This window comes from Acinetobacter sp. YH12205, from assembly GCF_013418125.1.
GTDB classification, from domain to species: Bacteria; Pseudomonadota; Gammaproteobacteria; order Pseudomonadales; family Moraxellaceae; genus Acinetobacter; species Acinetobacter towneri.
In genome coordinates this window covers 248,522-270,880 of sequence record NZ_VPCQ01000002.1, presented here as the reverse complement: position 1 = coordinate 270,880, position 22,359 = coordinate 248,522, and the positions used below count along the sequence as shown (strand labels likewise).

Here is a 22,359-nt window from a genome sequence, read left to right as displayed (position 1 = left end):
GATCGACTTCAACACAGCAAACCTAATTTAAATTTTAAAGAGCGATTCAATCCTAACTTGTAAAAACGGTTAAAACAATAACGCATATTGCTGCAAATGAATTGCAGTGTCATCAGTTTAAGACGGAGCTTAAAAGAATGAAAACTTTGCAAGAGGCATATCAACAGTTTGATATTGAGCAACTGATTCAAACCCAATTGGCAGGAACGCCAACGGCACTTAATGCCTATGAAGAATGTTGCGGACGCTATACGGGTACTCAACAAACTGCCTTAATTTGGGAAGGCAAACACGGTCAAACTGCATCGTGGACATTTGATCAACTGGCAGAAGCATCTGGAAAATTGGCAAATTATTTTACTCAACTGGGCTTAAAAGCAGGTGATTGTATTGCAGGATTATTGCCGCGTACGCCTGAATTGTTAATTACGGTTTTTGCCACATGGCGCATTGGGGCAGTGTATCAGCCTTTATTTACAGCCTTTGAATCTAAAGCGATTGAGCACCGTATTCAAACTGCAAAGACGCAGCTCATTGTGACCAATACTGAGCAGCGTCCAAAACTAAATGCCTTGTCTAATGTGAAAATTTTAACTGTGGACGCAGCAAATCAAGCTCAAAACCATGATACAGATTTTTGGCAAGTTCTAAGCACTCAAGACACTTACTTTGAAACCGTGTATCGCAGTTTTGAAGATGATTTTCTGATGATGTTTACATCAGGCACTACGGGTTTAGCTAAATCTGTACCTGTGCCTTTAAAAGCCATTGTGGCATTTAAAGGTTATATGCAGCATGCAGTCGATTTAAGAGCAGAAGATTCATTTTGGAATTTAGCCGACCCTGGTTGGGCTTATGGCTTGTATTACGGTATTACAGGGCCACTGAGTTTGGGGCATAGCATTATTATGGATGAACGTCCATTTAGTGTTGATCATGCACTGGAAATTATCCGTAAATATCAGGTGAGTAATTTAACAGGTTCACCAACCGCATTTAGAATGTTCTTTGGTTTTAAAGAAAAGTTTGATGGTGATATTCAACGACATCTGCGTGTGGTTAGCAGTGCAGGCGAGCCGCTCACACCAGAAGTGATTCATTGGTTTAAGCATGATTTACAAGTCAATATTTATGATCAATATGGACAAACCGAATTGGGGATGGTGATTGCCAATCATCATGCACTGGAACATCAGAAAAAAGTAGGTTCTGCGGGTTATGCTATTCCCGGACATCGTTTCGCGGTTTTAAATGCACAGCATCAGGAAGTCGCTCACGGCGAAATTGGCACACTTGCACTGGATGAATCACAATCGCCTTTAATGTGGTTCAAAGGTTACGATGGGGATGACCGTAAATCATTTGTGGGACAGTATTATTTAACGGGTGATACGGTACGTTTAAATGAATTTGGTGGGATTGATTTTATTGGTCGTGCAGACGATGTCATTACAACTTCGGGTTATCGTGTCGGGCCTTTTGATGTAGAAAGTACTTTGCTTGAATGTGAGGAAGTGCTTGAATCCGCAGTAATTGGTAAGCCAGACCCAGAGCGTACAGAAGTGGTAAAAGCCTTTGTGGTGTTAAAAAATCAATATCAACCAAGCACTGCATTGCAGGAAAAGCTGCAACAGTATGTGCGTTCACGCTTATCGAAACATGCCTATCCTAAAGAAATTGAATTTGTCAGCAGTTTGCCTAAAACATCCAGTGGAAAAATTCAGCGTAATTTATTGAAGCAACAAGAAATTGCAAAACAAAATGCTTTTAAAAAAGTGAGCTAAATTCAGCCAATAGGCCCTGTTAATTATTGCGCCATAAGAAAAACGCCATTCATACAGATTGGCGTTTTTTTAAATCTGTATTCTTTATTTAAACCACCCGATTATGCAAGCACGAACTCAATCGATAGAAAATGTGTGCATCATATTGGTGATGTGATATTTTCAACTTTATGCTGACACAATGAACAAGGCTGCATGTACTTCGATTACGATAAAAGCATGTAGGCAGCGCAATACATATTGGGGGAGAACATCATGGTAACAGCTCATTTAAATTTCACGCAGCCGTCAAAGCGGATATTTACGAAGTCGATATGGATGGGCGCAGCTTTACTGTTGTGTGCCTCTGGCAGTTATGCACAAAACTGGAACCCAGCGCCAACTGCTGAAAGTACAGCCTATTCCAGCTATCCAGCAGCAAAAACGCCACAAAAAAATTATGCAGTCTTTGCCGAATACGCCAATTTTGAAGCAGATTTTGACAGTGGCGATACAGTAGAACTAGATGGTTTTGCTTTGGGTGTTTCCACCACGCCACATCGCTCAGGTTTTTATGGCAGATTGGAATTCTTAAAAAACAATGAATACGATTTGGATTATTATGAATTCAATATGGGTGGTAATTTAAACCTGATCAGCTATCATGGTTTTTATTTCAATACATACGCAGGTCTAGGTTATAGCGGCGCAAGTTCAAAGCTGCTTGCCAATGATGTCAATTTTGTCACTTTACCTGTGGGCGTAGAAGTCGGTTTGAACTTTGTTCCTGATTTCTCGATTTACGCCACTGCCGGTTATAAATGGTTATATGACAGCACCTCGAATACCACCTGTAAAGATGGGACAACCTCAGACAAAGTCGGGAATACGGCATGTTACTGGAATGGTGGAATTGCCTATTATAATGAATATATAGGCGATGCCGATGGCGTTACTTATAACGTAGGCATGCGGATGCACTTTTAAGCAAGTCGTTGCACATCTCCATCTGTTCAAATACGCAACAATTCAACCGCCGTCATGGCGGTTTGCTTTGAATACCCGTTATACTTGGCGTTTTGGTTTTGCAGAATAGGGCATTTTCTTGGAAAGCATATTCGATACTCAGTTGAAATTGAGCGATGCAGAAATGCATCTATATAGCCGACAAATTTTATTGGATGGCTGGGATATTGAAGCCCAAGAAAAATTAAAACTGGCCAACGTACTTGTTGTGGGGTGTGGCGGGATTGGCTGTTTAAGCGCAGAATTACTTGCACGTGCAGGCGTGGGAAAAATCACTCTGATTGATGCTGATGTGATTGAAACCAGTAATTTGCAACGACAAATCGCCTATACCCCCGCAGATTTAGGCTTTTATAAGGCCGAAATTCTCGCAAAAAGATTAATGCAAATTAATCCTTATATCGAGATTGTTTGTTTAACCACGCTGTTAGATGCGCAAAATGCAGGCACTTTAGTTGCCCAACAAGACCTAGTTTTAGATGGTTGTGATAATTTCAGTACCCGATATTTGGTCAATCAATATTGCCGACAATTGAATGTACCTTTACTCAGTGCCTCTGCCATTGGTTTTCAAGGGCAAATGTTCATGGTCGAAGGTGATTCTGCTTGCTATGAATGTCTGTTCCCGAAAGAACAGCATGCCAATGAAAGTTTACGCTGTGCCGACAGTGGCGTATTGGCAACTACACCGAACGTCATGGCCAGTTTGCAAGCGCATCATGCCTTATTGTACTTGGGTTTAGGCAACACCGCGCTGAAACAAAAGCTATTACTTTGGGATGGTTTAAGCATGAAACAACGCTTATTGTCGTTTGATCAAGACCACAACTGTCTAGTTTGTCAGGCAAGATAGCCTTTTTACTTGGCAATTTTTTGATAAACTCACACTACTTTAATATGACTCAGACATGATGAAAAATAATATCTGGTTAGATGGTTTACGTTCAGTTGCTCGCATGGGTGAAACTGCCGTAGTGGCAGCCAAAGCAGGCATTAAATATGCCACTGAAAAGCCAAGTAATGCCAAACTCATGCGCGAAACATTTGAATCTTTAGGTTCAACCTACATTAAACTTGGGCAGTTTATTGCCAGTACGCCGTCATTGTTCCCACGTGAATATGTAGAAGAATTTCAAGGTTGTTTAGACCAAACCCCAACTTTACCGTTTAGCTATGTGCAGCAAGTATTGGCATCTGAATTTGCAGGGCGCAATTTAGATGAAATATTTGCCTCAATAGATGAAAAGCCTCTAGCTTCAGCATCTATTGCACAAGTACACGCTGCAAAATTGGTGAGTGGCGAAGATGTGGTGATTAAAGTGCAAAAACCGGGGGTAGAAACTATTCTCTATACCGATTTAAACGTCTTGCACTGGGCGACTAAACTGCTCGAAAAAGCAGTACCTAAAGTCAAATTTGCGTCATTGGCCGATATTGTCGAAGAAATCAAAACTCGTATGGTGCGTGAAGTCGACTTTATTGAAGAAGCGCGTAACCTAGATGATTTTATTAATTATCTGAATTTGACCCAAAACAAAAAAGCCACTGCACCTAAGGTCTATCATCAATATTCCACCCGTCGCGTATTGACCATGCAGCGTTTGTATGGCGTACCTTTGACCGATTTTGACGTGGTGAAACAAGTATCTAACGACCCATCGCAAGTATTGATTACTGCCATGAATACATGGTTCGGTAGTTTGATGATGTGTAACAGTTTCCATGCCGATTTACACGCAGGCAACCTGATGTTGCTTGAAGATGGGCGTGTCGGCTTTATTGATTTTGGTATTGTCGGACAGCTAAATCCTGAAGTGTGGACTGCTTGTATGGCCTTTATGGATGCCTTGCAAAATACCAACTACACGCTTATGGCTGAAAATATGCTCAAAATGGGCATGACCGACAAGCAAATTGATACTCAGGTTTTGGCAGCAGATTTAGAGCGTTTATTTAGTGGCGTATTGCTGGCCGATCCTCAAGAGTTGCTGACTTCTAACCCTGCCGATTTAAATGACATTATGCTCGATATGGTTGCTGTGGGTGAGCGTCATGGGATTCGTTTCCCACGTGACTTTGCTTTACTGTTCAAGCAAATGCTGTACTTTGACCGTTTCATGCGCGTTTTAGCACCTTATACCGATATTTATGCCGATCAACGATTGCAGATGGTACAAAGCATTGATCCGAATTTGTTGTTAAAGCATTAATTATCCATATTGGGCGAATCAAGCCTTCTGGTTGCATATTTTAAAGCCACCGATCTTTTGTTTTATGAGTTCAGTGTGGCTTTAAAATACGGCAAATATCCCTTTCAATAGACAGAGATAGAAGGATTTAAAATGAAATATAGAGTGTGGTCATGGATGCAATTATCATTGAAGGCTTAAAGGTGGAAACAGTCGTCGGCTGTTTTGCATGGGAGCGTCAAATTCAACAACCACTCATGTTGGATTTGATCATTGCCACCAATTTAAGCCAAGCTGCAGCTTCAGATGAGTTGCAAGACACGCTCAATTATGCAGAAATTTGCAGCATTTCAGCGCAAGTGATTCAGCAGGCTGCACCCAAATTGATTGAGCATGCAGCACAATTGGTATTGGATGCACTTTTTACGACTTTTGCCGCAGTTGAATCCATTACCATCACCATTCGCAAACCTGCCATTATTCCAGAAGCCAATTCTGTAGGAATTCGTCTTGAACGCCACCGAAACGATTTTTGCTCTCGCTTTGGCGAGTAACTGCGAAGCACCACGTCAGTTTAAAAGTGCCTATCAGCAAATTGCTGCATTGGGTGAAGTGCAATTTTCGCATATTTATCTGATTCCATGCCGTGATGGGATTGGTGCAGACTATTGGAATTCTGCTTGTTTGCTAAAAAGCCGTTTAAGCTTTGAGCATCTAAACGTCATCCTTAAGGAATTGGAAGTTGCAGCAGGGCGTCTGCGCCCATCGCATGACATTCCGCTGGATATTGATATTATTGCGTGGGGTGAAAATTTAGCTCAAATGCAATTCAATCCGAAAAAAATGCCACTTGCTTTAGATGTTAAAATTCCAATGTGGGATATTTGGCAAGATGAGGCTTTTGTGCATTCTGCGCATGACTATCCCATTGTGAGTTGTGAAGAGTAAATCAGCCAGTAAAATTGGCAGATCAGTGATGCATTTTTAAATTTTGGCTGTGAAACGTGATCTGATTTCGGCTTACATCATTGTGTCATATCTTGCTGATATGTTTGTATGAAAAACCATCAAAAATAATATTTTTCTGTATTTATACGGCTTTGCACTTAAAAACTATCCACAAAATCTGCGGATAAATCTTGGGATAACTCAAAATCGGCTCTTTCTCTGTTATTTTTTGATCGTTTTAATCGAGATGTTTTCTATTCCAATGACATAAAAAAACGCCCACAATTGTGAGCGTTTAAGTGTTATCAATTCATTAAATATAATAACTGGTATTGGTCATGAGCTTGGAAATCGCAGTCATGGTCAAACGTACAGGTACAGGCAAATCTACACCACCTGCTTTGAGCGCCGTATCGCGATGATGCAATTCATCTTCATTCATTTGGACTAGAATTTTACGTGAACGATCATCTTGTTCAGGCAATTGGCTAATATGATGTTCTAAATGCAAGCTGACTTGACGTTCAGTTTCTGCCACAAAACCCAAACTGTATTTATCGCCCGCAATACCTGCAATTGCACCCATCCCAAAAGACAAGCCATACCATACAGGATTAAGCAAACTGGTGTGACTGTCTAACTCTTTTAAGCGGTCTTCGCACCACGCCAAATGGTCTTGTTCTTCAATTGCAGCCTGTTCCATTTCACGACGTACATTGGGCAATTTCGCAGTTAAAGCCTGACCGTGATATAAGGCTTGTGCACAGACTTCACCACTATGGTTTACTCGCATTAAGCCTGCAACATGACGTGCTTCACTCACAGCCAATTTGGTTTCAACCGTATTGCCCGGGTTTTCACGTTGAGCCGAAGTTGTGCCAGGTACTAAACTACGTAAGGCTTGGTCAAATGAATGAATAAACTTGTCGATGCCTGTGTAATGACGCATGAAATTAATCCTCCAAAGAGTCCTGTGCAGTATCTAACATTGGCTTGAGCTTTAACAAGAGCCAAAAGGTGAAAACAGCACTTAAAACAGCCGTAATACTAAATAAAATTTTTAAATCAATTTTTAAAATGCTTAAAATTAAAATCGAAAAAATGGCAGATGACACCATAAATACCGCATTTAAAATATTGTTGGCTGCGACCACACGTGCGCGGTGCGAGCGAGGGGAATAGGCTTGCATCATGGCATACAAGGGCACAATGTAAAAACCGCCACTAATGCCCAGTAAAGTGACTGCACACATGACATGATAATAACTCCAGCCTTGCTGAAAGACTTCGGCTAAGCCCAGTAGTGCGCCTGTTTTTTCTGGTACAAAAGCCAATGTGCCTGCCAAATAAAAAGCAAAGACGGTTAAACCGACTGCGCCAATAGGCACCATTTTAATATTGACCTCGGTACCGCCTATTTTACGGCAGAGCAAAGAACCTACGCCAATACCGACAGAAAAGAGTGTCAGTAATAAACTCACCACATTTTCAGAAGCATGCAAGTTTTGTTGAGTGAGCTGTGGAATTTGGGTTAAATACGTTGCCCCATAAAACCAATACCAAGAATTGCCCAATAATATTAGAAAAATCATCGGCAGGCTTTTGGCATATTTTAAAGTCTGGAAACTGGTACGGAAAAAATTCCAGTCAATTTGAATGTCGGGTGCCGTGACGCGCTGCGTCAGCACAAAACGACTTGAAGCATAACCAATTAGTGCAATAATCACCACAGTTAAGCTAATCCAGACTAAATTGCCTGCAGATACCGAAATCACTGCACCGCCTAAAATCATCCCCAATAAAATTGCAATGGATGTACCTGACTGGAAAATTGCATTGCCCGACATCAGTTCATGCGGTTTGAGTACTTCAGGCAAAATGGCATATTTGATTGGGCCAAAAAAGGTCGATTGTGCGCCCATTAAAAATAAGGCAATCAGCAATAGCCACAAATTTCCTAAAATAAAACCAACGGTACCAATCAGCATGATGACAATTTCAAGCAGTTTGATGGCACGCACCAATTGGGCACGTTCATACTTGTCTGCTAATTGCCCTGCGGTGGCAGAAAAAATAAAATACGGCAAAATAAACAACAAGGCTGCTAAATTGTTCAAGGTGCTGACATTTGCAGATTGCTGGCTAATCAGACCATAGGTAAAGACTAAAAGCAGCGCTTGTTTATACACGTTATCATTGAGTGCGCCAAAAAATTGAGTGAGAAACGTCGGCAAAAAGCGACGACTCCTCAACAAATGTTCATTTTTTTCCATGCGTGATTAACTTCGTTTAGTTTTATTAAGAAATGTGACCGCTTGATATAATAGTACAGAAAATCATGTATGATGTTTCAAGTCTTTTCACTGATGAAAAAATCAAATAAATTGGTGTTTGTACGCGGGTTCATTGGGGTTTTTCCATAAAAATTAAATCAGTTTAGAGTTTTTTATGCTTGTAAATACAAACTTTAAAAAATCAGTACTGTGTTCCAGTATGCATGCAATTTTATGCTGGAATATGCCGAAAAAGCTCGGACTAAGTCTGTTTTTAGGTTTAGTTGCATCTTCAAGTTTTGCAGAAAGTCTTACTGTACCCAATTCAAACGCTCAGCTTGCTGAAAATCCTGTACCGCTACAGACTCCAACTGCAGAAGAAGCACAAAATTTAGCTGCAGAAATTAAACAACTGGCAGCAGCACAAGGTAAAGACAGTGCCCAAGATCTACAAAAAATAGAAGAAGCTTTAGAGCAAGCGCAAACACCTGAATTTAATAGTCTAGAAATGCTGCAACAGCAACAACAGGCAGGGGCATCTTTTGCTGAATTTCAGCCTATCGAATTTGAAGACTTAGAAGATTTACCCATTGCACCTGTAGATCAGGGGCTTGCCAATGAAATTTTTCAGGTGGCAGAACAAGCCAAACAAGAAGCGATGCTAGACCGCAATGGTCAAGTGCCAGAAACGTTGGTTAAAGACGCAACACAGCAGGAGCTACTGCAAATTGATCAAGCGCCTGTAAATGTCGATCGGCTCATAACCAATATTCAGGCAGACAGTAATTTTGTAGTGGAAGCCAATCCTAACGATACCTTAATGACTGAATTGGGCTGGATGACGCAGGTCGAAAATGCCGATAAACTCGGTTTTTTCAGACGTTTACTGTATAAAGTCCGTCCACCGCGTGAGCTAAATACAGCCAAAGTGCCGCGTATTAGTGCAGATGTAGTCATTACCGCAAAAGGCGCCAATGGTACACAAAACTCAATTGGAGAGGTATCGCCCGATGCTTATCGTACAGCGGTAGATCAGTTAAGTGCCAATATTAAGGCCAAACTGTCCAGTTTTACCCAGGAGTCTTTTGCAGATTTTCCATCGGCATTGCCGCAACTGCGTACGTTGTCAAATCAGGCTGCGCAGGCGGTGGGTTTTTATAATGCCGAGTTTAAGTTTGAAAAACTCAGTGATAGCCGCGTGCGTGTGCAGGTTGTGCCAAATCCACCTGTGGCGATTAAACAGCAAAATATTGAATTTACAGGTGAAGGACAATACGAGGCACAATTTCAGGTTATTGGTGTCTTGCCTGATCAAGAAGTAGATGATGTGTTTAATCATGGTTTGTATGAGCAAACCAAAAAACGAATTACCGATGCCGCTTCAGATAACGGTTATTTTGACAGTTACTGGCGTTTGCATGACGTTAAAGTCGCTCAACCTCAAAATACAGCCGATATCAATTTACGTTATGAAACAGGCGAGCGTTATAAACTCGGAAATGTTGAATTTCGTATGAGCGATCCAAATCAAGAATTCCCTTTGGATATGGATATTCTGCAAAGTATGGTCACTTGGCAGGACAATGCTGACTATACTTTTTGGCGTGTAAATGGTTTGGCCAATAACCTCACCAACTCGCGTTATTTCAACTACACCTTAGTTGATACGATCCGTCCTGATCCTGTCGAGTATCCTTTGGAATTACCGCCTGATATTCAGGCTTTGGTCGATCAACAAAAACTCTCTGTTTACGATGCCACAGTCGTCGATCAAAAACGGGTGGTGTCATCTCAGGAAGTGACGCAATCTGTGGTGAATGAAGCTGAGTTTGCAGGCACAGAAGAAGGTGCGAGCAACGATAAGCTGCGCATGCTACAAGCACAGCAAGAAGACAAACAATCAGAAGAAGAACGCTTAAAACAGCAAGCACGCATAGACAAAAAAATTCCTGTGATTGTGACTTTAAATGCAGACCGCTTAAATAGTGCCGAAGTCGGTGCAGGTTACGGAACTGACACAGGTGTGCGTTTGCGTGGGCAATATCGCCGTGCCATTGTCAATAAACGTGGTCACTCTTTCGATGCCAACTTAGAGCTTTCGCAAATTCGTCAAGCCATTGATGGACGTTATAATATTCCTTATAACCATCCCTTGAATGATTATGTCGCGTTGGTTGGCGGTTATGAGCGTGAAGAACGTGACGATGTTGCACAAGGTGGCGGCTTGATGATTGAATCTGCGGTTGCAGGTGTAGACCGTGTGATTAAAAACCCAATGGGCAGTTGGCAACATACTTTTGGCTTGCGTTATCGACTGGATCGCTTAACTGAAGATGGCACTGTATTTTTGGAAAAAGTGCCTGATGCGTTTATTGCCAATGGTGATGTCGAGCAACAATCGTTATTGCTTGGCTATGAAGTTTCACGTACCGACAGTAACCGTCGTGTTAACCCAAGCAAAGGTTTCCGCCAAATTTATAAAATAGAACTGGGGAGTGAATCACTGCTCAGCGATGCAGATTTAGCCATTCTAAATGCAGGTTGGCGTTTTATTTATTCATTGGGTGAAAATGACGATCATCAGTTTGTCGGACGCAGTGACTTAGGTTATATCTACACCGAAGATTTTAATAAAGTGCCTTATAATTTGCGTTATTTTACTGGTGGTGACCAGTCTTTACGTGGCTTTGACTACAAGTCTTTAACACCACAAATTGAAGGCTTTAAAATTGGAGGTCAGGCTTTGGCGGTTGGTTCATTAGAATATAACTATCAATTTAAAGAGGGGTGGCGCGCAGCAGTATTTAGTGATTTTGGTAATGCTTACGATAAAGACTTTAGCAACGACACCGAATATAGCGTAGGTTTGGGGGTACGTTGGGCATCACCAATTGGCCCAATTCGGATTGATGTGGCTTCTGGTATTTCAGATGATAACCATCCAATCCGTTTACATTTCTTTATTGGCTCTCAACTATAAATTTAAGACTTAGAGAACATTATGGCTGAAGTTGAACAGCAACCAGAAACTCCAGTAACGCCACCTAAAAAGCGTCGAATACTCAGGAGTGTTTTACTGTCACTGCTGTTGATGCTGGTGTTATTGGTGTCCGCTTTGGTGGTGATGTTCTCAACAGACCGTGGCTCAAAGTTCTTATTAGACAGCGTATTGCAGCGCCAAGAAATTATTCATTATGAATATGAAGGCGGTAATTTATGGCGCGGGATTATTCTGCGCAATATCATCGTCAGTTTAAAACCTGTTGATGTCAAAATTGACCGTGCCGATGTCATTCTTGGTTGGCGTGCCATTTTAGATAAAGAAATCCATCTCAATCGTGCCGATGTGCGTAATCTGCGGATTTATCCGAAAGGCCCACCAAGTGATGATCCATTCAAATTCAATGAAATTCGCTTACCTTTTGTTTTGCGTTTAGATACTGCCGATGTCGATCATTTATTGATTCAAACCGCCTCTGGTACGCAGGTCGATTTTTACGATATTCATTTAAATAATGCCTTGTGGTCGGGTACAGAACTGAAATTTGAAGATTCCAATATGGATATGGGATATTTGAATGTACGCAATGCCACAGGCGATATGAAATTTGAAGGTAAATATCCGCTTAATGTGGTGGGTGATTTAAATATTCCCTCTTTACATGACAGCTTAAATATTCACGATATTAAAGTAGTAGGCAAAGGCACACTCGACACGATTCAGGCGGGTGTTGCAACAAATACGCCTGATTTGCTCACGGGATGGGTAGTGTTGCATCCAATGCGTAAGCAAGTGCCAATGTTTGGTGAGTTACAATTTAAAAACTACCGTTGGCCTATTTTGACCGAGCAGGAACTTTTTACCCAAGCAGGTGCAGCTAAATTTAAAGGCGATATCAAGCGTTTAGATATTGATGTCAATACGGATTTGAGCGGTAAACACATCCCTAAAGGTCAATATACAGGTCTGATGTATACCGATTTAGTTCATCAACTGAATATCAGTAATTTAAATGCACAACTTATGCAAGGTGCTGCCAATGTAGTGGGCATTGTCAGTTGGGATAAAAAAGTCAATTGGGATTTAACAGGACGTCTGGATAAAATTAATCCTAAAGATCCACTAATTCCTCAAGTGGTCAAAGACTTTTTACCGCCAAGTTTAGATGCCAATTTAGCATCTAAAGGTCATTTGGAAAAAGGCACACACTTAACTGCACAAGTCGATTTTGACCAATATGAAACTTGGAATTTAAAACTCGATCAAAAACCTGCGCAGGGCAAAGCGGCAAATCCGATGTTGCTTGATGTGCGCTGGAACAACATAGACCGTGCTGTGCCGTATGTGGGTTGGTTGAAAAGTGAATCGGGTGATGTGCAATTGGCCTTGGTAGAAGGTCAGCAAGATATTTTTGTGGCGAGTAAAGTCAGCACACATGAAAAAACCATGTTACCTGCGGGCATGTACCAAGCCAAATTGAATTTAAAGAATAATCGTTTAAATATTCCTAATTTTAAATTTGATACTGCAGATAGTCATTTGGCAGGCAGCGCCGTCATTGATTTACCAACTGATAAACGTCAGTTGAAATGGAATGCGGTATTGGCTGCGAAAAACTTTAATCCGCAAAGTATCAGCACCGCAGCACCTGTTAATGTGTTAAATGGGCAGTTTAAAGCCAATGGTTTTGCATTGCCGAATCAGCAAATTATTCATTTGAAAGATATTAATTTGACAGGGCGTTTGGTCAATCAAAATGAAAACGTACATTTAACTGGGCAAAGCACCATCGCTTTATTGTTCCATGATGTGAAAGCTGGTGGTGGCTTTAAAAGTTTTGCCGTGAATTATGATGGTGGGTTAAATGCCAGTGCCATTCAAGGCAGTGAAGGACATTTAAAACTAAAATTATCGGGTACGCCGGAACTAATTAAAATTAGCGACTTACGCCATAATGGTGTTGCAGGGCAAATTGTGGCGGATGGTTTGCTGCATTTGAATCAGGGGGTGAGCTGGAATTTAAACGCTTCTTTAATTCGCTTTAAGCCGCACTATTTTGTGTCCAGTGTACGTGGTGAATTATCGGGCAATATTCGCACTCAAGGTATTTGGTCAGACACTCAAAAACGGATCAACATTGAACGTCTGAATTTGGCAGGCATGCTCAATAATAAACCTGTACGTGGTACGGGGAATTTAGCCATGTTGATTGATGCTAATCAAAAAGGCTTTTTACCACAACAGTTTGAAGCCAATAATCTATTTTTGTCTTATGCCAAAAATCAGTTACAAGCAACGGGGAATGCACAAAATCTGCGTATTAAAGTCAATGCGCCTGCTTTATACGAAATCTATTCAGGTTTACGTGGACGTGCGTATGGCTATATCAATGTGCAGTCGCAGCCACGCTTACAAGCCACTGCCAATTTCGCTGTTGATCAGTTCAGTGTAAATAATATTTTCAGCGTGCGTAAATTGCGCCTACAAGGTGAATTGCCAACCTCTGAAAATACGCCAACGCTGATGACGGCATCCATGGAAAATTTACGCAGTGGCAACCGTGGCATCGAGCAAGGGCAGATTTCTTTAGCAGGTACACGTCAGGCACATATTTTAAAACTAGAAGCCGAAAATAAGCTGAGTAAGTTTTATGTACAATTGGCGGGTGGTTTAAATGCACAAAATGATTGGATGGGACAAATTCAGAAAGGAGATTTTGACTCCTTAAGAACCCACTTGGCACAGCGCCAAAACGCAGCCGTGATATATCAACATAGAACCAGTGAGTTGTATGTTGGTGCGCATTGTTGGATGAGTCAGCAAAGCCAATTGTGTTTTGATCAACCTATTCGTGTGAGTAAAACCAAAGCCAATGCATCATTTGTGACTCAAAACTTAGACTTAAATGACTTTTCTGCATTTATGCCTGAAGGTTTGGCGATTACAGGCAAGGTTAATGGGTATGCCAAAGCGGCGTGGGCAAAAGGACAGAAGCCAAAAATTGATGCACATTTGGTCACGCGTGATGGCGTCATTGGACTTGCTGCGGACGATCCACAAGATATAGGCTCAACCTTGCGCTATGAACAAGTGGCTGTGGTCGCAAAAAGCATTGCCGAAGGCTTGAAATTACGCATAGATGTGAAAACACCTGAAATTGGTACAGGTTATGCCAATGTGCTGATTGATCCTTACACTAAAAACATGCCAATGCGCGGTGAAATTGCCTTTGATCAGGTACAACTTAAAGTTTTTAAACCGTTTATTGCCGATGTGCGCTCAATGGCAGGCATTTTGTCCTTTGCTGGCAAGATCAATGGGACTTTAACTTCACCATTGCTCACAGGTGAAATGCGCCTGAAAGATGGTGCGATCAGCATGATTTCGTTACCTGTAAATCTGACCAATGTGCAGGTCTATTCCTCTATCCGCCAAGATCAAGCCAGCATTAATGGCGCATTTAACAGCGGTGGTGGTGTAGGGCGTTTAACGGGCAGTGTGGATTGGAAAAATGATCCGCGTATTCAGTTAAATTTAAACGGTAAAGACTTATTAATTCGTCAAGCACCGCTAATTACTGCAATGATTACGCCAGATGTATCCTTAGATGTTTTACCTTTCCAGAAAAAACTGAGTTTAAAAGGACGTGTAGATGTACCTCGGGCTTTAATTTCTATGCCTGAAGTGTCTGCACCTGTGGTTAACGTGTCTTCGGATGTGCGTGTGGTACATGAAGGACAAGATCAACTGGCATTATTACGTTCAGCTCGTCCATGGGATATTCGTGCCGATCTTGAATTGAATTTGGGTGATCGGGTCATTTTCCAAGGTTTTAATAGCCGTATTCCACTGATTGGACGTTTGTATTTATCTCAACGTGGTTTAGAAACTGCGATGCGTGCCAATGGTGCGATTGGGGTCAGCCAGCGTGTGAAAATTGAAGCCTATGGACAAAGTCTGGATTTGAACCGTGCCATTGCGCGTTTTAATGGCCCAATTTCTAACCCAACTTTAGATATGGATGCCAATAAAAATGTACAGGGCAGCATGGTCGGCTTTAGAGTTACAGGCACAGCCAGCAGTCCGAACATTCAAGTGTATAACGATGCAGGCTTATCTGAACAAGAAGCATTAAATGCCTTGATTACAGGTCGTATCAATGAAGGTACCAGTGGTTTGAGTCAGACCGAAAGCTTTAAGTCAGACGTCAACAATACTATTGCAGCGGCAGGTATTAGTATGGGATTGGGTGGTACACGTGCCTTGACCAATCAAATTGGACGTACCTTCGGTTTAAGTGGTTTGGCACTTGATGCCCAAGGTACAGGCGATGATACCCAAGTCAGTTTGACGGGTTATATCACCCCAGACTTGTTTATTCGTTATGGCGTGGGGGTTTTCACACCTGTCAATAAGTTGACTTTGCGTTATCAAATGAATAAACGACTGTATTTGGAAGCTAGTCAAGCTTTAGAACGCGCAGTGGATATTTTCTATAACTGGCGCTTCTAACGGCAACCTCACTTAAAAATGCGTTCTATCAGAGCGCATTTTTTAAGCTTGTGCATGGATAGTTTCGTATTTATGTCAACTTTTGATTATCATAAGCACAACAGGAGAGCTTCAATGAAAAAGATTTTGGTGGTGACTGCAGTGCTTGTATTAATGGGTTGTGCAGAAAAGAAACCCTTAACCCCTGAAGAACAATGGCAAGGCTATTGCCGAAGTGTTGGCAATGCTGCGCGTACCATCATGCTAGATCGTCAAAATGCGATTGAAAAAGAACGTGCCATTGAGCATGCCAATAAAATTGAAGATGACATTACCCGTAATTTTATCTCAGAGATTATTGAGCAAGTATATGCATTGCCACTTGAAGAAATTAATGGTGATGTTGATGCGGCACGTGAAAAAGTCCGTACGCAATTTACTGAAAAATGTATCGCGACCCCGCATGATAAAATGCCTGATTACAAACCGTTCTAAAAGAACGGTTTTTTTATGAATTAAAATTGAAATATGTTTTGTACCTCTATATCTTTTATCAAAAATAGCCTAAGTAAATAAAACGTCTAAAACTAAAATAAATAACAAATAAATTGTGACAAGTTCTAAATCTTAAAACTGGCAAAGCTTATCTTTTTCATGAATAATTAAAAAGATAACAAAAACAGTAGGAGCGCATAATGGAAGTGGTTGCTTACCTGCATAATGCAGATTTGCTCTTAGAAGATGAACAAGGTGTCGCAGTGATTGGCGGCAGTCATTATGTTTTAAGTTTAGGTGATCGGGTGTATTTACGTCAGCAAATTGATGCACCTGCAAAGATATATCAAGTTCAAATTTCGTTTACCAGTGCAGAACATTGCATGCTGCATGAAGATGAAATTCAACTCAAGTTTGAAGGTAGTCGTGAACAATTACAGCACTATCTTCAAGCTACGACAGTACACTAAGGTGGAATATCATTCATTCATTAGAACAGGCAACATGAGCGTTGCCTTTTTTACGAGTTAAACTTTAGGCGAAAAGTTAGTGTACATACAGACAAAGTTAAAATTAAGTCGTGTTTTGCCTGTAAATTGAACAATATGCGCATCATTTAGTTATAAAATAATGGGCATCACAAAGAAACACTCTAGTTGCATTAACTTTTAACCTGAAGTTTAGTAAAATTTTGCAGTCCATATTGTTTGTGATGCTTTAAAAGCAGGAATTCACAAATAATTTTTTAAAAAAGAGGAATAACACCGTGCTAGAAGCTTACCGCCAACACGTTGAAGAACGTGCCGCACTCGGAGTCCCACCGAAGCCACTTGATGATGTGCAAACAGCTGCATTAGTTGAATTATTAAAAAATCCACCAGCAGGCGAAGAAGCTTATTTGGTTGATTTGATTGAAAACCGTGTACCTGCAGGTGTTGACCAAGCGGCATACGTTAAAGCTGCTTTCTTAGCTGCTGTAGCAAAAGGTGAAGCAACCTCTCCACTCGTTTCTAAAGAGCGCGCAGTTTACTTACTAGGTACAATGCTTGGTGGTTATAACGTAGCACCTTTAGTAGAGCTTTTAGACAATGCTGAATTGGCTGGCTTAGCAGCTGAAGCATTGAAAAACACTTTGCTTGTATTTGATGCGTTCCATGACGTAGCAGACAAAGCAAAAGCAGGTAACGAAAACGCGAAAGCAGTTTTACAATCTTGGGCTGATGCTGAATGGTTCACTAGCCGTAAAGATGTACCTGAAGAAATCAAACTTACAGTGTTTAAAGTTACTGGCGAAACCAACACTGACGACTTGTCACCTGCACAAGACGCATGGAGTCGTCCAGACATTCCATTGCACGCAAATGCAATGTTGAAAAACGTACGTGATGGCATCAACCCAGAAGTTCCTGGTGAAGTTGGTCCATTAAACCAAATCAAAGACCTTATCGCGAAAGGCAACCAAGTTGCTTACGTGGGTGACGTTGTTGGTACAGGTTCTTCTCGTAAGTCTGCAACTAACTCTGTACTTTGGTTCTTCGGTGATGAAATCGCGCACATTCCAAACAAAAAAGATGGCGGCTACTGCTTAGGTGGTAAAATTGCGCCAATCTTCTTTAACACAATGGAAGATGCGGGTGCTTTACCAGTAGAAATCGACGTTTCTAATATGAACATGGGTGATGAAATCACTCTTAAAATCGACCATGCTGCTGCTAAAGTAACAGCGTTCAAAGACGGCGCACAAATCGCTGAATCTGAACTTAAAACTCCAGTGCTTCTAGACGAAGTACGTGCAGGCGGTCGTATTAACTTGATCGTTGGTCGTGGTTTGACAGCTAAAGCGCGTGAAGCTTTAGGTCTTGCACCATCTACTTTGTTCCGTACTCCAGTACAACCTGAAAACACAGGCAAAGGCTTCACTCAAGCTCAAAAAATGGTAGGTCGCGCTTGTGGTCTTCCAGAAGGTCAAGGTGTTCGTCCAGGTACTTACTGCGAACCTAAGATGACTACTGTTGGTTCTCAAGATACAACAGGTCCAATGACACGTGACGAATTAAAAGATTTAGCTTGCTTAGGTTTCTCTGCAGACTTAGTAATGCAATCTTTCTGTCACACAGCTGCGTATCCAAAACCAGTTGACGTTCAAATGCAACACACGCTTCCTGACTTCATCATGAACCGTGGTGGTGTTTCTTTACGTCCAGGTGACGGTATTATCCACTCTTGGTTAAACCGTATGCTTCTTCCAGATACAGTAGGTACTGGTGGTGACTCGCATACTCGTTTCCCAATTGGTATTTCTTTCCCAGCGGGTTCTGGTCTTGTAGCGTTCGCTGCAGCAACTGGTGTTATGCCACTTGACATGCCTGAGTCTGTACTTGTGAAGTTCAAAGGTAAAATGCAGCCTGGTATCACTTTACGTGACCTTGTACATGCGATTCCTTACTACGCAATTAAAGAAGGTGACTTAACTGTAGAGAAGAAAGGTAAGAAAAACATCTTCTCTGGTCGTATCTTAGAAATCGACTTAACAGAAATGGAAACTGACTTAACCGTTGAACAAGCATTTGAATTGTCTGATGCTTCTGCTGAGCGTTCAGCTGCAGGTTGTTCTATCACACTTTCTGAAGAGAAAGTTGCTGAATACCTTCGTTCAAACATCACCATGCTTAAGTGGATGATTTCTGAAGGTTATGGCGATGCGCGTACTATGGCTCGTCGTGTTGAGAACATGGAAAAATGGTTAGCGAACCCATCACTTCTTAAAGCTGATGCTGACGCAGAATACACTAAAGTATATGAAATTGACCTTGCAGACATCAAAGAACCAATCCTTTGCTGCCCGAACGACCCAGATGATGCAAAACTTCTTTCTGACGTTCAAGGCGACAAAATTGATGAAGTATTCATCGGTTCTTGTATGACAAACATCGGCCACTTCCGTGCTGCTGGTAAGTTATTAGACAAAGTTCCTGGTGGTTCTTTATCTACTCGTCTATGGTTAGCGCCTCCAACTCGTATGGACGAGCGTCAACTTATGGAAGAAGGCTTCTACAACACTTATGGTAAAGCGGGTGCGCGTACAGAAATGCCAGGTTGTTCATTATGTATGGGTAACCAAGCACGTGTAGCACCGAACACAACTGTAGTATCTACTTCTACACGTAACTTCCCGAACCGTTTAGGTCAAGGTGCAAACGTTTACTTAGCTTCTGCTGAGCTTGCATCTGTTGCAGCGGTACTTGGTAAGTTACCAACACCAGAAGAATACCAACAGTACGCTTCTCAAATCGACAGCATGTCTGCTGACATCTACAAGTACTTGAACTTTGACCAGATGGAAAGCTACACAGACGCTGCTGCGAATGTAGACACTAAGAAAATTGCTGCTGCTCAGTTGACCTAAGTTAGGAAAAGCAAACGCAAGAGCAAATCTATGATTTGTTCGAGTGTTGAGCGATAAGCAAGATCAAATAAGGGCTGATTATTCAGCCCTTATTTTTATGCGTAAAATTTCAATCTAATAATGAATGATATTTAAATCAGCATAGATTGTGATATTTCAGCTTACCTAACTGATTTAAAAAAAAGCGCAAGCTATGAAAAAAATTAGAATTTAACTTATTAAAACAATATAAATTTGCCTATCAATACCGTTTGTCATAAAATAATGTAAACTGCGTCACAAAATATAATGGATTAATGCTGGTATTCAATTTTAATTATAATTTTTGGTAAAAACTTTATTGAAATGAATTACTTAGTTTTAATTTTAATGAAATTGGATATTTTTTAATAACTTACTATAATGATTGTAAAATTATGTAATTAAAATGTGTCATATTATTAATGCATTGACCAATTAAAAAAATTTTGCGTCTCTCTTTAAATATGAAACTGGGTTGTTTTTATGAATTTAATAGAAACAGTTTTTGACTTTAAAGCGCTTTCAATGCAGCAGCAATCGTATTTTTTTGAAAAAATTTATCAATTCGATCAAAAAATCTTTCCAAATTCGAGTTTAGAAGAATTTAAAGCCTTTGTTTATGACCCCGATGCAATCGCAGTCATGGTTATTCAATATCATGATCGAGATCAAGTGGTTGGGCAAAATGTTATTCCTTTTATTTTGATTCATTATAATGAACAGCCTATGCATGTGGTCAATTCACGAGCGGGTTTTTTGTCTGAATATCAAAAACAAAATTTGACGATTCCAAGTGCAGTCAAAGCCATGTTGAATCGACGCTTAAAAAATCCATTTATTCCATTGTGGTTTGTGATTAGCATTAATCAACCGAAGATTTATTCTTTGTTTGCTTCGCGTTCTAAAAGTTTTTTCCCAAGAGTCGGGAAAACTATGCCTAAGGAATATCATGAAGTTTTGCAGCTTATGGCGGCACGGTATCCTGAAATTCAAAAGCGCGGTGAAGGCGTATATGTGCATGAAACTCATTCTCCAGCACGAAGTTTTGAGCAACTGATGCATTTGAGAATTCCGCAAGATGTACATTCCAATTTCTTTTTGCAGCACGCGCCTGATTATTTTGATGGTTGGGGCATTATGTGTATTTGTAAATTAGACGGTAAAACTTTATCTGAAACGGCACTCAATTTAGCACTAAACAGAAAAGTGGATTAGGTGCTTATCACATCGAAAAACTGTAATCCTCTGTACGTATCCTGTTGACTCTATACTGCAGTAGATGATGAATTTGGACAGTGATGGGGTGTAACCATCATCTTCACCAAAGTTTTATTGAGTGAAATAATGATCTTGATGTTTGCAGTTGCGACAAAATAAGGACACATAATTTTCTGCGTCATAATCGACAGTCAGTTCATCCGATCCGCAGTGCATACAGCGTTTAAGTGAATAAAATTTAAGTCGTGCTTCAATTTTTCGCCAAGAACGCCACACAGGTTGAAAGAAAATCCTTTCGTCATAACCCAAAAAGCGGAAGAATAAAATTTCGCTCATATAGCTGAAAGGCAAATTAGGCGGGCGTGGCAGGGTAGAGGTCTCCCATTTTTCAGCCACTGACCGTTCTCGGTATTGCTGCACAGTCTTTTTCAGTAAATTGGTATTAATAAAGTTTTCATTACGCGGTTTGAGTGCTTTTTGTTGGTATAAAAATTCCAAAGCAGTTTGCACCAAGTAATAAATTTGCCCAACCGCCAAGACATCTAAAAGTCGGTAGCAAAAGCTCTGAAAACTATGGTTGCCCGCAATTTGTATTCCCCAAGTCCGACAATAAAATTGCATAAACTGCACAATCTCTTGATACAGCAATAAATACAGCGCATCTTTGACTTCATCTGCTGTTTTGAACGGTGTGCCCATACTCAGATTTTCATAAAACCAATAACGTAATTGTTGTGCAATGCTGAATAAGCTTGGTTCAGAATAACCATCTAAACGGACATTGATATAATATTGCTGCGCATTTTCGGCAAAATCTTTGGCAATTAATATTTGCTCTTTTAGCAAATGTTTGATCATGCCGTGCTGGAAAAAATAGTTGGGGGTAATATTTAAATACTTGATTTTTTCCCAATCTATAAATTCTTCATGTGGAATATGTTCCTGTGCATGCTGATCTAAAATACTCAATAAAAATAATTTATCTATAAAACGCAGCTGATTTAATTCGCGTTCAGGTGCATCCTGTTTTTTGAATTTTTGTTGTTCTTGCAAGCGGGTTTCCGCCATGATTTTTTTGCGTTGTTGGGTACAGCTTGCGCAATGACAGTTTTGTTGTTGGCTATTTTGAAAGATGCGATGTTCACAATGACTACATTGGTGAAAATTTAATTCCTGCTCATATTGTTCTGCTTCTACCCAATACATAGATGCCTGACACAAAGGGCATAATGTGCTTTCATCTAATTGTTTTTGCAGAATTTGTAGCATTGTGAAATAGAAGCTCAAGTAAATCGTGATATGTCATTATACATGGCTTGTGTACTGAAAAGTGGAAGCTTCTGTGCTTTTGATCATCATCAAAATTAGCCTGTGTTGGTCGTATTTGAAGTGAAGTTGCATATCAAAATATTAAATTTACGCGTAATAGCAATACAGGTATTGATTTAAACAGTCTGCTTTTATGTTACTTGTACAGGATTAATCCAGATAGGATTGAAAAGCTTGGGTTGAGCGCCCATATAAATCA

General features: G+C 40.6%; 15 protein-coding genes. 12 read left to right on the top strand and 3 right to left on the bottom strand.

From position 1 onward, the window contains the following. Positions 1–137: 137 nt before the first annotated feature. The 6 genes from FTU92_RS03630 (at position 138) to FTU92_RS03605 (ending at position 5,926) form a co-directional block, all read left to right on the top strand. Entirely contained in the window at positions 138–1,784 is a 1,647-nt protein-coding gene (locus FTU92_RS03630) for an AMP-binding protein (RefSeq protein ID WP_131260808.1), read from the top strand. 255 nt (positions 1,785–2,039) lie between these two features. Continuing rightward, positions 2,040–2,750 carry a hypothetical protein gene (locus FTU92_RS03625; protein WP_004973205.1) on the top strand — a complete coding sequence of 237 codons (711 nt, stop codon included), beginning with the start codon at positions 2,040–2,042 and terminating at the stop codon, positions 2,748–2,750. 163 nt (positions 2,751–2,913) lie between these two features. Further along, positions 2,914–3,642 carry a HesA/MoeB/ThiF family protein gene (locus tag FTU92_RS03620; RefSeq protein ID WP_136144394.1) on the top strand — a complete coding sequence of 243 codons (729 nt, stop codon included), beginning with the start codon at positions 2,914–2,916 and terminating at the stop codon, positions 3,640–3,642. Positions 3,643–3,700: 58 nt separating this feature from the next. Beyond that, the gene (locus FTU92_RS03615; RefSeq protein ID WP_167846465.1) at positions 3,701–4,999 is read left to right on the top strand and encodes an AarF/ABC1/UbiB kinase family protein; all 1,299 of its coding nucleotides are present in this window, start codon (positions 3,701–3,703) and stop codon (positions 4,997–4,999) included. 152 nt (positions 5,000–5,151) lie between these two features. Next, positions 5,152–5,532, top strand: coding sequence for a dihydroneopterin aldolase (gene folB, locus FTU92_RS03610; protein ID WP_019838257.1), 381 nt, complete (start codon positions 5,152–5,154; stop codon positions 5,530–5,532). Beyond that, entirely contained in the window at positions 5,489–5,926 is a 438-nt protein-coding gene (locus tag FTU92_RS03605; RefSeq protein ID WP_180095649.1) for a 2-amino-4-hydroxy-6-hydroxymethyldihydropteridine diphosphokinase, read from the top strand. Before folB ends, FTU92_RS03605 begins: the two co-directional genes overlap by 44 nt. A 313-nt stretch (positions 5,927–6,239) precedes the next feature. Here FTU92_RS03605 and coq7 read toward each other — a convergent pair whose 3' ends face one another. Both coq7 and FTU92_RS03595 read right to left on the bottom strand, forming a co-directional pair. After that, complete coding sequence (gene coq7 / locus FTU92_RS03600) at positions 6,240–6,875, bottom strand: 2-polyprenyl-3-methyl-6-methoxy-1,4-benzoquinone monooxygenase (RefSeq protein WP_180095647.1); 636 nt, start codon at positions 6,873–6,875, stop codon at positions 6,240–6,242. A gap of 4 nt (positions 6,876–6,879) precedes the next feature. Then, complete coding sequence (locus FTU92_RS03595) at positions 6,880–8,199, bottom strand: MFS transporter (protein WP_167846059.1); 1,320 nt, start codon at positions 8,197–8,199, stop codon at positions 6,880–6,882. A 175-nt stretch (positions 8,200–8,374) separates the two neighbouring features. Here FTU92_RS03595 and FTU92_RS03590 point away from each other — a divergent pair, with 175 nt between their 5' ends. The 6 genes from FTU92_RS03590 (at position 8,375) to FTU92_RS03565 (ending at position 20,828) form a co-directional block, all read left to right on the top strand. Further along, the gene (locus tag FTU92_RS03590) at positions 8,375–11,179 is read left to right on the top strand and encodes an autotransporter assembly complex family protein (protein WP_180095645.1); all 2,805 of its coding nucleotides are present in this window, start codon (positions 8,375–8,377) and stop codon (positions 11,177–11,179) included. Between the two features lie 21 nt (positions 11,180–11,200). Continuing rightward, positions 11,201–15,712 (top strand): translocation/assembly module TamB domain-containing protein, encoded by a 4,512-nt coding sequence (locus tag FTU92_RS03585; protein ID WP_180095643.1) that lies wholly within the window; start codon positions 11,201–11,203, stop codon positions 15,710–15,712. 114 nt (positions 15,713–15,826) lie between these two features. Beyond that, the gene (locus FTU92_RS03580) at positions 15,827–16,186 is read left to right on the top strand and encodes a hypothetical protein (protein ID WP_178318665.1); all 360 of its coding nucleotides are present in this window, start codon (positions 15,827–15,829) and stop codon (positions 16,184–16,186) included. 200 nt (positions 16,187–16,386) lie between these two features. Further along, entirely contained in the window at positions 16,387–16,656 is a 270-nt protein-coding gene (locus tag FTU92_RS03575) for a hypothetical protein (RefSeq protein ID WP_004973220.1), read from the top strand. 296 nt (positions 16,657–16,952) lie between these two features. Next, a complete protein-coding gene (locus FTU92_RS03570) occupies positions 16,953–19,592 on the top strand; it encodes a bifunctional aconitate hydratase 2/2-methylisocitrate dehydratase (RefSeq protein ID WP_096900892.1) in 2,640 nt (879 codons plus the stop codon). A gap of 504 nt (positions 19,593–20,096) precedes the next feature. Then, on the top strand, positions 20,097–20,828 hold the full coding sequence (locus tag FTU92_RS03565) for a hypothetical protein (protein ID WP_136144030.1): 732 nt from the start codon (positions 20,097–20,099) through the stop codon (positions 20,826–20,828). A gap of 114 nt (positions 20,829–20,942) precedes the next feature. Here the strand turns inward: FTU92_RS03565 and FTU92_RS03560 are convergent, their stop codons facing one another. Beyond that, positions 20,943–22,100, bottom strand: coding sequence for a hypothetical protein (locus FTU92_RS03560; RefSeq protein ID WP_004973232.1), 1,158 nt, complete (start codon positions 22,098–22,100; stop codon positions 20,943–20,945). Positions 22,101–22,359: the final 259 nt, after the last annotated feature.